A 12,948-nucleotide genomic window follows, 5' to 3' on the forward strand; every position below is an offset into this window, starting at 1 on the left:
TTGTTGTTCATTCATTATTTATTCGGCAGGACATCCCCACCATGCACCCCAACCCGGCAATCACCCTCGAAAACCAATTCTGCGCCCACAACTATTCCCCCTTGCCGGTGGTGATCGTCAAGGGCGAGGGCGTCTGGGCCATTGGCGATGATGACAAGCGCTACCTGGACATGATGTCGGCCTATTCCGCCGTCAGCCACGGCCATGTCCACCCGCGCATCCGCGCCGCCGCCGTGGCGCAGATCGACAAGATCAGCGTGGTGTCCCGGGCGTTCTACAGCGAACCCTTGGGCAACTTCCTCAAGACCTTGTGCCGCATCACGGGCTTCGACTCGGCCCTGCCGATGAACAGTGGCGCCGAAGCTGTGGAAACCGCGATCAAGGCGGCGCGACGCTGGGGTTACCGGATCAAGGGCATCCCGGCCAATCAGGCCAACATCGTGGTGGCCGACAACAATTTCCACGGCCGCACCTCGACCATCGTCGGCTTCTCGTCGGAGGCGGACTACAAGGCCGACTTCGGCCCATTCTGCAACGGTTTCACCGAGGCGCGCTTCGGTGACATCGAGAGTTTCCGCCAGGCCATTACCGCCGACACCTGCGCGGTGCTGATCGAGCCGATCCAGGGCGAGGCCGGCATTCGCGTGCCGGCCGCAGGTTTCCTGCGGGAACTGCGCCAGCTGTGCGACCAGACCAACACCTTGCTGATCCTCGATGAGATCCAGTCCGGCCTGGGCCGTACCGGCAAGTGGTTTGCCTTCCAGCACGAAGGCATTCGCCCCGATGCATTGATCCTCGGCAAAGCCCTGGGCGGCGGGATCATGCCGGTGTCGGCGTTCGTCGCTGATCATTCGATCATGGACCTGTTCGACGCCGGCAGCCACGGCTCGACCTTCGGCGGCAACCCGTTGGCGGCGGCCATTGGCCTGGAAGCGTTGAAGGTGCTGGAAGAGGAGGGCTTGATCGATAACAGCGCGCAACTGGGCCACTACCTGGTGGAGCGCCTGAAGGCCATGCACTCGCCGGCCATCCGCGAGATTCGCGGGCGTGGCTTGTGGGTCGGCGTGGAACTGGACCGCGATGCGCGGCCCATCTGCGAAGCGCTGCTGGCCGAAGGGCTGCTGACCAAGGAAACCCACGAAAACGTACTGCGCATCGCACCGCCGTTGTCCATTACCCGCGAAGAACTGGACTGGGGCCTTGAGCGTATCGAACGGGTATTCAAACAGCTATGAGTGAGTATCTCAGTCACCTCGACATCGACGGCCAGCGCTTTGCCTGGATCGACCTGCACCAGTTGCTGACCCCGGCGCAACTGCAGCGCCTGCCGTATTCCGTGCGCATTCTCCTGGAAAACATTGCCCGCTGTGCCCCGGCTTCATTGCCACAGGTAGCGGCGCGGGCCATCGGCGAAGGGCCGGATTGCGAGGTGCCGTTCCAGCCCAACCGGCTGATGTTCCACGACACCACGTGCCTGCCGGCCCTGGCGGATTTCGCCGGCATGCGCGATGTGGTGGCCGAGCTGGGCGGTGATCCACGGGCGGTGAACCCTTCGATCCCGGCGGTGCTGACCATCGACCATTCGGTGATCGTCGAGCACTACGCCGAGGCGGACGCGGTGGATGCCAACCTGGACATCGATTTTCGCCGCAACAGCGAGCGCTACCGTTTTATCAAGTGGGCCCAGGCCAGCCTGGATAACTTCAAGGTGATCCCGCCGGGCACCGGGATCATCCACCAGATGAACATGGAGTCCATCGCCCAGGTGGTGTGGGAAAGCGCGCCGCGCAACGGCCACGTGCTGTTGCACCCCGACTGCATGGTCGCCACCGACAGCCACACGCCGATGATCAATGCCATCGGCGTGCTGGGCTGGGGCGTTGGCGGGCTGGAAGGGCAGGCGGCGATGCTCGGCGAACCGGTGCCAATTCCTTATCCGCAGGTGGTGGGCATTCGCGTCACCAATGCGTTGCGCGACGGCGTGACGGCCACTGACCTGGCACTGACGGTGACTGAACTGCTGCGCCGGCGCAGCATGGTCGGCAAGTTTGTCGAGTTCACCGGGCCGGGCCTGGCGTCCCTGAGTTGGGCGGCGCGGGGCACCGTGGCGAACATGGCGCCGGAATACGGTGCCACCGTGGTGTTTTTCCCGTTTGATGACGAGACGCTGGCGTACCTGACCCTGAGTGCGCGCCCGCAGGCCTTGATCAACAAGGTCTCGGCCTACATGTCGGCGCAATCTCTGTGGCGCCGGGACGACGATCCCGAGCCGGTGTTCGATGAGTTGATCGAGCTGGATCTGGCGCAGGTTGAACCGAGTGTCGCCGGCCCGCATCAGCCCCATCAGCGCCAGTCCCTGGCCCACGCCGGGGCGTCGTTTCATCAGCATGTAAGCGCGCAAAAGCAGGATTTCTTCGAGCCGTCATTCCAGGTGCCGATCACCCATGGCGCGGTGGTGATGTCGGCCATCACCAGTTGCACCAACACCGCCAACCCGGCGCAGATGATCCAGGCCGGGCTCTTCGCCCGCAATGCCCATGCCCGTGGGCTGACGCGCAAACCGTGGGTCAAGACGTCGCTGTCGCCAGGCTCACGGGTGGTGGCCGATTACCTGGAAGCCGCCGGCTTGCTGGAGGATTTCGCCGCGCTGGGTTTCGACCTGGCGGGCTTTGGCTGCATGACCTGCATCGGTAATTCCGGCAGCCTCGAACGCCATGTCGAGACCTTCGCCGAGCAGGGCTTGAAAGGCGTGGTGGTGCTCTCGGGCAACCGCAATTTCGAAGGCCGGGTCAACCCGAAAGTCCCTGCCGGCTACCTTGCTTCGCCCGCGTTGTGCGTGGCCTATGCGATTGCCGGCAGCATCGACACCGACCTGTCGGCCCAGCCACTGGCGATGGATGCCCACGGCCAGCCGGTGTTCCTGCATGAGTTGATGCCCAGCGAAGCCGAGGTGGCCGCGCAAGTGGCGGCGGTGGTGCGCCCGGCGCTGTTTCACCAGCGCCAGGCACTGCTGTGGCAAGGCACTCACCATTGGCAGGCGCTGGAAGCCGACGCCAGCGTGCAGTTTGCCTGGCACCCGGCCTCCACTTACCTGCGCCGCCCGCAGTACCTTGCCGGGGTAACGCCGGTGCCGGCCGCGTCCTTGGCCATCAGCAACGCCCGGGCTTTGGTGGTGCTGGGGGATAACGTCACCACCGACCATATCTCCCCGGCGGGCACGATTCCGGCCGACAGCCTGGCCGGGCATTGGCTGCGGGAGCGCGGTGAAGCGCTGGCGGACCTCAACCAGTATTCGACCCGGCGCAGCAACCACGAAGTGATGGTGCGCGGCGCGTTTACCAACCCGCGCCTGAACAATCTGCTGTCCTGCGACCAGCCCCCGCGCCCGGGCGTCTGGGCCTGGAATGCCGACCGCAGCGACTACCTGCCGCTGTACCTCGCTGCCCAAAGCTACGCCGGTACACCCACCGTGTTGTTCGCCGGGATCAACTACGGTGCCGGCTCCAGCCGCGACTGGGCAGCGAAGGTCCTGACCCTGCTGGGGATCAAGGTGGTGGTGGCCCGCAGCATCGAGCGAATCCATCGCAGTAACCTGATCGGCATGGGCGTGTTGCCGCTGGTGTTCGATGAGGGCGCATCGGTGCAGGACTTGAACCTCGACGGCAGTGAGTCCCTGAGCTTCCTCGGCTTGGACGCGTTGCAGGTCGGCGACAACCCGATCACCTTGCAGATTGACCGCGCCACCGGTGAGACCACGCGTACCCCCCTGACCTTGCGCCTCGACTCGTTGCAGGAGGTTGGTTACCTTGAACACGGCGGCGTCTTGCCCTTCGTCATTCGCAAGACCGTGCAAAGAACCGTTCAAGGAGCGCGTAATGATTGACCCGCAGGTACTGCAACAACTGGCCCCCGAGGGTGTGCTCAGGGCTGCCATCAACTTTGGCAACCCGGTGCTGGCCCAGCGCGGCGAGGACGGCCAGCCCCAGGGCGTGTCGGTGGCGCTGGCCAGGGCCCTGGCCGATGAGTTGGCGGTCGACCTTGAGTTGATCACTTTTGATGCGGCGGGCAAGGTCTTCGCCGCGCTGGGCGATGACCGCTGGCGCGTGGCATTCCTGGCCATCGAACCGGTGCGCGAGCAGGAAATCGCCTTCAGCGCGCCCTACGTGATCATCAAGGGTACGTACCTGGTGGCGGTGGATTCACCCCTGGGCAGCGTGTCCCAACTCGATGCTCCGGGCCAACGCATCGCTGTCGGCCAGGGTGCCGCGTATGACCTGTACCTGAGCCGCACAGTGCAGCATGCCGAACTGGTGCGCGCGCCGACCTCGGCGGGTGCCGTAGACCTGTTTATCGAGCAAGGCCTGAACGCCGCGGCCGGGGTTCGGGATTACTTGCAAACCCGGCTGGATGAGCGCTGGCGCCTGCTGGAGGATGACTTCATGAGCATCAGCCAGGCGGTCGCGGTACCGGTAGCGCACGCAGCCGCTGCCGCGTTCGTCAAATCCTTTGTCGAACGGCAGAAAGCCAATGGTCTGGTAAGACAGGCGTTGTTGCGCAGCGGGCAAAGCCCGGAACTGGCGGCGCCTTAGAGACGGCGCAGGAAGGATTTGACGATTTGCTGGGTGGCCTGGGTGGTATCCAGGTCTTCCAGGCGTGTGTAGGGATGCCACTGGCATTCCTTGATTTCGCTCAGTGGCCGGGCTTCGTCGATATTCACCACCGACGCCTCGAACACATGGTGCAGGGTGTCGCTGGCCTTCAGCTCCTGCAATAACAGCAAACCGTCCACGTTCAGCCCGGTTTCCTCTTCCAGTTCTCGTGCGGCAGCACCTGCCGGGCGCTCATGGCGCTCGACCTTGCCGCCGGGTAATGCCCATTTCGAGCGGGCTTTACGCACGAACAGGATGTGCCCGTCGTGCTCGCAAATCACCGTGGCCCTTATTTTCATCGTCTGTGCCCCCGCAGCTGGATGATTGTCATAAAAGTGTAATGCAATTGTCATGCTCAGTCTTTATCCGGCAGGGTGGAGAGGGGGCCGGAAAACACCGATACTGCCCCATCGAAAAAAACTCACCTGAAGGAGATGCAGATGAACACCGTACGCTGGGGCATGATCGGCTGTGGCGATGTCACTGAACTCAAGAGTGGACCCGCCTTCTACAAAGCGCCAGGTTCTGCGCTGGTGGCCGTGATGGGGCGGCGCGAGGAGGCCGTGCGCGATTATGCGGCACGCCACGGCATTGCCCGTTTCTACACTGACGCCCAGGCGCTGATCGACGACCCGGAAGTGGAGGCGGTCTACATCGCCACACCGCCCGACAGCCACCTCGAATACAGCCTGATGGTGGCCGCTGCCGGCAAGCATTGCTGCGTCGAGAAGCCCATGTCCCTGAATGCCGAGCAAAGCGCGCTGATGCAGCGCACCTTCGAACAGGCCGGGCTGCACCTGTTTGTCTCCTATTACCGGCGTTCCCTGCCACGCTTCCAGCAGGTGCGGGACTGGCTGCAGGACGGGCGCATCGGCGAATTGCGTCATCTGACCTGGACCCTGTGCAAGCCGCCTTCGGAAGACGATGCCAGCAGTGCCAACTGGCGCACCGACCCGGCGATTGCCGGCGGCGGGTATTTTGCCGACCTGGCCAGCCACGGTTTTGACCTGTTCCAGTACCTGGTCGGGGATATCGTCGAGGTGGCCGGGTTTACCGCGCGCCAGGCGGGGCGCTATGCCGCCGAAGATGCCGTCACCGCCTGCTGGACGTTCGCCTCGGGCGCGCTGGGCATGGGCTGCTGGAACTTTGTCGCCGACCGGCGCGAAGACCGGGTGGAGATGATCGGCAGCAAGGGCCGCATCACGTTTTCGGTGTTCGATGAGGCGCCGTTGCGGCTTGAGGGCGAGACCAGCGAGGTGCTGGAGGTGCCCAACCATGCACATATCCAGTGGCATCACGTGCTGGGGATGAATGCGCATATTCGCGGCGAGAGCAAACACCCGGCACTGGCGATCGAGGCGTTGAAGACCGACCGGGTCATGGACCGGGTGCTACAACGTAACCCCAACCTGGCGGTCTAGCGGTGCTTTAATTTTGTCTTTTTAAGGAATGAACGGATGAAAATGAAAGCAGCCTGGATTGTGCTTTGCCTGGCGTTGGCCGGGGTCGCGACGGCAGCGCCGCGGGCCCAGGGGCAGGCCGGGGAGTTTGACTTTTATGTGTTGTCGCTGTCCTGGTCGCCGACCTTCTGCCTGACGCACCCGGACGACCAGCAGTGTTCGGGCAAGGGCTACGGGTTTGTCCTGCATGGGCTGTGGCCGCAGTACGCGAAGGGCGGCTGGCCGGCTTCGTGTGAGCCGCAGTCGCGCTTGTCGGATGCAGACTTCGCCCGGGGCAGGACGCTGTTCCCGTCGCCCAAACTGCTCAGGCATGAATGGGCCAAGCACGGCACCTGCAGCGGCCTTGAGGCGTCGGCTTACCTGGACAAGACCGATGCAGCGCTCAGCGTGGTCAAGATCCCGCAGCAGCTTGAGCCCTTCAATGTCCGAAGCGGCCTGGGCGCGCGGGACATCGAAGCGCTGTTTCGCGAGAGCAACCCGGCCATGGGCAACCATGGCCTTGCGGTGATCTGCAAGGGTGCCGTGCTGACCGAGGTGCGGGTGTGCCTGACCAAGGACCTGGCGTTTGCCGGCTGCCCGCGCAGCGTCAAGAGCCAGTGCCGGGATGGCGATATTCGGATCCCGACCCAGCGCTAAGCGGACTCAGGCGGGCCCATAACCTTTATGGGCCTGCTCGATCTCCTCCACCAGGCGGTCAATGCCCGCCAGGCGTGCCCGGTTGTCGTGGTCCCAGGGATGGAACCCGGGCTTGAAGTAATGCAACCAGGGCAGCGCCATGCGCGGGAACACGCCCTTGGGCCCGTACAGAAACTTGAGCATCCGCCAGAAGCCCTTCAAATGCCCGCCCGAACGCCGGTCGGCAAACAACAGGCGCAGGTGAAAGTCCAGGATCGTCAGCCAGAACAGCCCCGTGGTGATGAGCATGGTGGAAGTGCGCAGCAGATAACGCTTGGGCCCGGGCTTGATCACGCTGTTCCACACATCAAACGCCACCGCCTTGTGCTCGGTTTCTTCCAGGGCATGCCAGTACCACATCTGCTGGTAACCCTTGACCGAATCCCCGAACCGCGACGGGTCGCTGAGGAGGATTTCCGCGAGCATCGCGGTGTAGTGCTCCAGGGCAATGGTCACCGCCAGGTTGAAGGAGGCGGGCAGGTATTTCTTTTGCGCGTCGAGGATCATCTTCAGCCGACGGTCGAGGGTATTCGCCGGCAGCCCTGCGGCTTGCAGCAGATCGTTGTAGGCCACGTGCTCGCGGCTGTGCATGGCTTCCTGGCCGATGAAGCCCTGGATTTCTTTCTTCAGCTCCGGGTCTTCGATGCGCTGGCGGTAGTGACGCACGCTGTCCATGAAGAACAGTTCGCCCTGGGGAAACAGCAACGACAGTGCGTTGAAAAAGTGGGTAATGAACGGGCCTTGTTCATGCCAGTCCTTGATGCGTTCGGCCGGCAGGGCAAAACGGAGGTCGCGGCGAATCGGCAGCATGGTCGGTACTCCAGTTCAGAGACGGTGCTCTTCGTTGGTTTCAAGGACGGGCGAGGGCGCATTGCGTTGCTTGGGCGCCATGCGTTTGCTGGCCAACACCACCAGCGCTTGATAGGCGGCAGGCAGGCAGCGGGCGAGCAGGTCCAGAAAATAGGCGTCGCGGCCAATCAGCACGCGGCGTTTGTTTTTGCGTACGCCTTGCAGGATCACTTTGGCGGCCTGGTCGGCGTCGGTGATGAACAGCTTTTCGAAGTCGGCCCGGGCCTGCTGTTCGCTGTGAATCAGGAAGCCGGTCATGTTGGCGTCGATCCGGCTGCTGCGGCAGATGTCGGTGCGGATCCCGCCAGGGTGCACGCAGGTGGCCGAGACCCCGCTTTTCTGCAGGTCGAGTTCCTGGCGCAAGGACTCGGTAAAACCACGCACGGCGAACTTGGTGGCGTTGTAGCCGCTCATGCCCGGCTGGGCGAACAGGCCGAACACGCTGGAAGTGTTGACCACATGCCCATCGCCGCTGGCCTTGAGGTACGGCAAAAAGGCCTTGGTGCCGTACACCACGCCCCAGAAGTTGATCCCGACGATCCATTCCAGGTCGGTGTAGTCCACGCCTTCGACGGTGCTCGACAGCGCGACGCCGGCGTTGTTGAAGATCAGGTTGATCTGGCCATGTTCGGCGGCGCATCGGGCGGCCCAGTCTTCCACGGCCTGGCGCTCGGAAACGTCCAGCACCTGCGAGGTGACCAGCACCGGTGCAAGCACCTGGGCCTTGATCAGTGCGACGGTCTGCTCCAGGCCCTGGCTGTTTTTATCCGCCAGCGCCAGGTGGCAGCCTTCACGCGCCAACGCCAGGGCCAAGGCGCGGCCCATGCCGGAAGCGGCGCCGGTAATGGCCGCCACGCGGCCGTTGAATGACTTCATGACAGGCTCCCTTCTGCGGTGGTGTGGGGCGTTGCGGCCGGGCGCGCGGTGGACGGTATCGGCACCAGGCTGGCGACGTAGTCCTTGAGGGCGAAATGCCGGGTGACCTGCTTGAAACGCCAGGTGGAGCCGGGCCACAGCGTGGTGTTCTTGCCGGTGCGTGGGTCCAGGTACCAGCTCTTGCAGCCGCCGGTGGACCAGATGGTGCCGTTGAGTTTTTCCTGCAGCCTGGCGTTGTAGGCCAGTTCCACCGCCGGCTTGACGTCCACCGTGGCGATGCGATGACGCTGCATTTGCTGCAGGGCATCGAGGATGTAGGTGACCTGCGCCTCGATCATCAGAATCATCGAGTTATGCCCCAGCCCGGTGTTGGGGCCGACGATCAGGAACAGGTTCGGATAACCCGGCACCGTGGTGCCCAGGTAGGCGTGGGCGCCGTCTTGCCAGGTGTCCATCAGGTCGATGCCGTGGCGCCCGATGATGCAGTTGCGGGGCAGCGGATCGGTGGCCTGGAAGCCGGTGCCGAAGATGAGGCAGTCAGCCGGGTGCTTGATGCCGTCGGCGGTGATCACCCCGTCCGCCTCGATGCGCAGCACGTTGTCGGTTACCACCTGCACATTGCTGCGGGACAGGGCCGGGTAGTAGTCGTTGGAGATCAGCACGCGCTTGCAGCCGATGGTGTAGTCCGGCGTCAGGGTCTTGCGCAGGGAAGGGCGGGCCACTTGTTTGTGCAGGTGGCGCACGGCGATTTTCTGCACCATTGTCATCAGGCGCGGGTGCAGGGCAAAGCCCACCACGCGACCTTCCAGTGCCCAATAGAACGCGCCGCGTACCAGGCGCTGGGTGAACGGAAGGTGCTTGAATGCCCAGCGCTCGAAGCGTGAAATCGGCCGGTCGGGCTTGGGCATGATCCACGGCGGGGTGCGCTGGAACAGGTCCAGGTGGGCCACCTGCGGCGCAATCTGCGGCACGAACTGAATGGCACTGGCGCCGGTGCCGATCACCGCCACGCGCTTGCCCTTCAATGAATACTCGTGGTCCCACTGCTGGGAGTGGAAGCGCTTGCCCTTGAAGCTGTCCAGGCCCGGAATATCCGGCAGTGCCGGGCGCGACAGGCCGCCCATTCCCGACACCAGCACCCGCGCACTCACCTGGCGGCCATTGCTGAAGCTCAGGCTCCAGCGCTGTTGCGCCTCATCAAATACCGCCTTCTCCAGGCCCATGCCAAAGCGCAGGAACGGCGCCAGTTCGAAGCGCCGGGCGCACTGCTCCAGGTAGGCGCGAATCTCCGCCTGTGGCGCAAATTGCCGGGTCCAGTCCGGGTTGGGCGCAAAGGAAAACGAATAGACATGGGATTGCACGTCGCAGGCGCAACCGGGGTAGTGGTTGTCCCGCCAGGTGCCGCCGAGAGCATCGGCCTGTTCGGCAATAAAGAAGTCGTGGAACCCGGCTTCCTTGAGTTTGATCGCCATGCACAGCCCGGCAAATCCGGAACCGATGATGGCGATGTCGATGGTGTCATGGGCATTCATAGGCTGTCCCTCGTGGGCCGGTGGCGCCTTACGGGTGTCGACATCGGATGTGCTCCTTGTTTTTGTTTTGGCTTTTTAGATAGAACACCATTGCAAAGGAAAATTGAATTATTTATTTTAAAAAAGATTTTAAATAATCTACCTGAAAATATCGTCTAGGCTACGACCCAGTTCCTCATGTGCGACTTATCCGACGGACGAGAGCTTGTACGCACACAGTTAAGGTCCAGGGTGGACGATGGCTGAGGCCTTGACCAATACCGGTCGGGCCGCCAGCAACGCAGGGATGCAGAGGACCGAGCTATGGCTGTCGAGTGGGTTGTCGCTGCGGGTGTGTGTGTAGGGTTAAGCGTAGTGTTGTGGGCCTTCAGTGCCCGGATGACACGGCGTATAGAGGCTGCTGTTCCGATCAACGGGCGCTTTCTGGAGATCAACGGCGAGCGCTTTCATTATGTAGACGAGGGCAAGGGCCCACCGCTGGTGATGATCCACGGGCTGATGGGCAGCAGTCGCAACTTGACGTACGCCTTGTCTGCCCAATTGCGTGAGCACTTTCGAGTGATCACCGTGGATCGTCCGGGGTCGGGTTATTCCACCCGGCATGCCGGCACGGCCGCGGACCTGCCTGGCCAGGCCCGGCAAGTCGCCAGCTTTATCCAGACGCTGGACCTGGATAAGCCGCTGGTGCTGGGGCATTCCCTCGGCGGGGCGATCTCCCTGGCACTGGCACTGGACCATCCCCACGCGGTGTCCGGATTGATCCTGGTGGCGCCCCTGACCCATCCCCAGCGCCTGCTGCCGCTGGTGTTTATGTCGTTGGCGATACGCCCGGGATGGCTGCGACGCTTTATGTCGCACACCCTGACCATGCCGATCGGATTGCTGACCAAAGGCTCGGTGGTCAAGGGCGTGTTTGCCCCCGACCCGGCCCCGGAAGACTTCGCCACCCGTGGCGGCGGCTTGTTGGGCATGCGGCCCGAGAACTTCTATGCCGCCTCCACCGAGATCAACCTGGTCAATGATTTCCTGCCGGACATGGTCAAGCGCTACCCGCAGCTGACGTTGCCGATCGGGCTGATCTATGGCGCGCAGGACAAGGTGCTGGATTTCCGCAAACACGGGCAGGCTCTGGCCAGCCTGGTGCCGGGCCTGAAGCTGCAGCTGGTGGAAGGGCGCGGGCATATGTTGCCGATCACGGCCACCGAGCGTGTCGCGGCGGTGGTCGAGCAGATAGCCAAGCGCGTCCGGCCGCCGGAAAGCGCCACGGTGTTGCACCCGCCGTTTGCGTTGGCGAGTAAATAATTGTGCGACTGAACTCGCGGTTCGAACTCGTCAATGCTTGCTCTAGACGCCTGACCAAACGGCTGAAAAAGAGACTGCCCGGTCACGTTCAAAAGGGTTCAAGAAACTAGTTGACGACCTAACGATTCCGCGCTATTTATTTAAAAAAATTATTTCAATGTCTAATTTGAAACAATTTTTGAAATGCCTAAGAGCGAATAAAATAATGAAAAAAACGCCTTTTATCGCATGGTTGAATTCTCGGGGCAGTCACCGCTCCGTGTACCTGTCCAGTGTTGATTTTTGCTCCCTGCCTACCTGCGTCGTGCGGAGGCTGCCATGAATCAGACCCTGGCTGCCCCGAACGTCTGGACCGACGGCAAGCGCCACCTGTGGTGGCTCGGCATCATGCCCCTGGCAACCCCAATTCTCTCTGGTGCCCTGGCCATCACTACCGGCGTGCAACAACTGTGGTGGGTCGGTGTGCTGGTGATCTTCGGCCTGATCCCGCTGATCGACGGCCTGCTGGGTGAAGACGTCAGTAACCCGCCCGAGTCCGCCGTCAGCAACCTCGAATCCCAAAGCTACTACCGCTGGATCGTCTACACCGGCGTGCTGTTTGTCATCTCATCCCTGGTGGTCACCGGGTGGCTGGCCGCAGGCGGTATCGACTGGATTATCAATGGTGGCCTGTTGCATGCCACCGCCACCCTGGACCCGTCGAGCTGGCTGGCGAAAACCGCCGCGTTCATCACCGCGCGCACCGAGCTGCATGGCCAGGTGAGCTGGTTCACCTACCTGGGCATGGCAATGTCCACTGGCGCTGCCACCGGCATCGCCATCAACACCGCCCATGAGCTGGGGCACAAGCCGCGCCTGCTGGAAGTCGTGCTGGCCAAGATCACCCTGGCGCCGACCTTCTACGGGCACTTCTACACCGAACACAACCGTGGCCACCACGTGCGCGTCGCCACCCCGGAAGACCCGGCCAGTTCGCGGTTGGGGGAGAGCTTCTGGGCCTTCCTGCCGCGCTCGGTATGGTTCAGCGCACGCTCGGCGTGGAACCTGGAACGTGAACGCCTGCGCAAACTCAGCCTGCCGGCCTGGCACTGGAAGAACGCCGTACTCAGCGCCTGGATGTACAGTGTGGTGTTGTGGGGCGCGATGATTGCCTGGCTGGGCGCGGCAGTGATTCCATTCCTGATCATCCAGGGCATCTACGGTTTCTCGCTGCTGGAAGTGGTGAACTATGTCGAGCACTACGGCCTGAAACGCCAGAAGTTGCCCAACGGTCGTTATGAACGTTGCTCGCCACGCCATTCCTGGAACAGTAATCGGATTGTCACCAATATCTTTCTGTTCCAACTGCAGCGGCACTCCGACCATCACGCCAACCCAACCAGAAGTTATCAGTCACTGCGTCATTTTGATGAATCGCCGCAACTCCCATACGGTTATGCCAGCATGATTGTCTGGGCGTATGTACCGTACTTGTGGCGACGACGCATGGATCACCGGGTACTTAATCATTACGCCGGGGATATTACCCTGACCAATCTTCAACCTTCACAGCGTTTGAAGTACCTGGAGAAGTACAGCAACACCACCAGACCCTTCTAACGAAAG

The 12,948-nt window shown here is 62.6% G+C and carries 11 protein-coding genes; 7 read left to right on the plus strand and 4 right to left on the minus strand.

Going from position 1 to position 12,948, the window contains the following annotated elements:
• The 3 genes from rocD to HX873_RS24580 form a co-directional block, all read left to right on the plus strand.
• On the plus strand, positions 1 to 1,235 hold a 1,235-nt coding region (rocD, locus tag HX873_RS24570), incomplete at its 5' end, for an ornithine--oxo-acid transaminase (RefSeq protein ID WP_305729309.1).
• A complete protein-coding gene (gene acnA / locus HX873_RS24575) occupies positions 1,232 to 3,883 on the plus strand; it encodes an aconitate hydratase AcnA (RefSeq protein WP_177123334.1) in 2,652 nt (883 codons plus the stop codon). The genes rocD and acnA, both read left to right, overlap by 4 nt.
• Positions 3,876 to 4,589 (plus strand): transporter substrate-binding domain-containing protein, encoded by a 714-nt coding sequence (locus HX873_RS24580; RefSeq protein ID WP_177123335.1) that lies wholly within the window; start codon positions 3,876 to 3,878, stop codon positions 4,587 to 4,589. Before acnA ends, HX873_RS24580 begins: the two co-directional genes overlap by 8 nt.
• On the opposite strand, the gene HX873_RS24585 is transcribed toward HX873_RS24580, so the two are convergent.
• Entirely contained in the window at positions 4,586 to 4,948 is a 363-nt protein-coding gene (locus HX873_RS24585) for an NUDIX hydrolase (RefSeq protein ID WP_032899596.1), read from the minus strand. The two genes, HX873_RS24580 and HX873_RS24585, sit on opposite strands and share 4 nt — an antisense overlap.
• A 141-nt stretch (positions 4,949 to 5,089) precedes the next feature.
• On the opposite strand from HX873_RS24585, the gene HX873_RS24590 reads away from it, so the two are divergent.
• Positions 5,090 to 6,070, plus strand: a complete 981-nt coding sequence (locus tag HX873_RS24590; RefSeq protein WP_003214645.1) for a Gfo/Idh/MocA family protein — start codon at positions 5,090 to 5,092, stop codon at positions 6,068 to 6,070.
• Positions 6,071 to 6,106: 36 nt separating this feature from the next.
• Complete coding sequence (locus tag HX873_RS24595) at positions 6,107 to 6,745, plus strand: ribonuclease (protein ID WP_371318403.1); 639 nt, start codon at positions 6,107 to 6,109, stop codon at positions 6,743 to 6,745.
• Positions 6,746 to 6,751: 6 nt separating this feature from the next.
• On the opposite strand, the gene HX873_RS24600 is transcribed toward HX873_RS24595, so the two are convergent.
• Genes HX873_RS24600 through HX873_RS24610 form a run of 3 tightly spaced genes read right to left on the minus strand, consistent with a single transcriptional unit; the run spans position 6,752 to position 10,041 of the window.
• Entirely contained in the window at positions 6,752 to 7,594 is an 843-nt protein-coding gene (locus tag HX873_RS24600) for a metal-dependent hydrolase (RefSeq protein ID WP_003214649.1), read from the minus strand.
• Between the two features lie 15 nt (positions 7,595 to 7,609).
• Complete coding sequence (locus HX873_RS24605) at positions 7,610 to 8,509, minus strand: SDR family oxidoreductase (RefSeq protein ID WP_003214652.1); 900 nt, start codon at positions 8,507 to 8,509, stop codon at positions 7,610 to 7,612.
• Positions 8,506 to 10,041, minus strand: a complete 1,536-nt coding sequence (locus tag HX873_RS24610) for an NAD(P)/FAD-dependent oxidoreductase (protein ID WP_177069046.1) — start codon at positions 10,039 to 10,041, stop codon at positions 8,506 to 8,508. The genes HX873_RS24605 and HX873_RS24610 overlap by 4 nt, the downstream gene beginning before the upstream one ends.
• A 303-nt stretch (positions 10,042 to 10,344) precedes the next feature.
• Between HX873_RS24610 and HX873_RS24615 the strand changes: the two genes are divergently transcribed.
• Positions 10,345 to 11,343 (plus strand): alpha/beta fold hydrolase, encoded by a 999-nt coding sequence (locus tag HX873_RS24615; protein ID WP_023658917.1) that lies wholly within the window; start codon positions 10,345 to 10,347, stop codon positions 11,341 to 11,343.
• A 318-nt stretch (positions 11,344 to 11,661) separates the two neighbouring features.
• Complete coding sequence (locus HX873_RS24620) at positions 11,662 to 12,942, plus strand: alkane 1-monooxygenase (protein ID WP_177123336.1); 1,281 nt, start codon at positions 11,662 to 11,664, stop codon at positions 12,940 to 12,942.
• Positions 12,943 to 12,948 lie beyond the last annotated feature (6 nt).

Origin of the sequence: Pseudomonas sp. P7758 (assembly GCF_013386485.1) — a bacterium.
Lineage (GTDB): Bacteria > Pseudomonadota > Gammaproteobacteria > Pseudomonadales > Pseudomonadaceae > Aquipseudomonas.